1 protein-coding gene is annotated in these 468 nt (G+C 55.8%); it reads left to right on the forward strand.

The window, feature by feature from the left end; all coding sequences use genetic code 11:
* On the forward strand, positions 1–234 hold a 234-nt coding region (locus tag FV233_RS29875), incomplete at its 5' end, for a helix-turn-helix domain-containing protein (RefSeq protein ID WP_147899677.1).
* Positions 235–468 lie beyond the last annotated feature (234 nt).

Here is a 468-nt window from a genome sequence, read left to right on the forward strand (position 1 = left end):
ATGCTGGAACTCCTCTCGCTGCGGAAGGGCACGACGCTGACCAAGGAGATGTTCCTCAACCATCTCTACGGCGGCATGGATGAGCCCGAGCTGAAGATCATCGACGTGTTCATCTGCAAGCTGCGCAAGAAGCTCGCCAACGCCAGCCAGGGCAAGAACTACATCGAAACCGTCTGGGGTCGCGGTTACGTGATGCGGGACGGCACGAGCGAGATGCAAGCTATGGCTGGCTAAATCTGTCTTCGAAAATTTTCGGAAACCCCTAAATCCGGATTGATTTCTCGTACGCACAGGAACAAGTGTACTGCTTTGCACAAGCAGGTACACCGTGGACGAAAACGCAGAGATCATTGAGCCTCAGGCCGTCAACTTCGTCGAACTGACAGCCGACCTTGTCTCGGCCTACGTGTCGAAAAACTCCGTCCGGCCTGGCGATCTGCCAGACCTGCTCGCCAGCATTCATGGTGC

It is taken from the genome of Methylobacterium sp. WL7 (assembly GCF_008040085.1).
In the GTDB taxonomy this organism is placed as follows: Bacteria; Pseudomonadota; Alphaproteobacteria; order Rhizobiales; family Beijerinckiaceae; genus Methylobacterium; species Methylobacterium mesophilicum.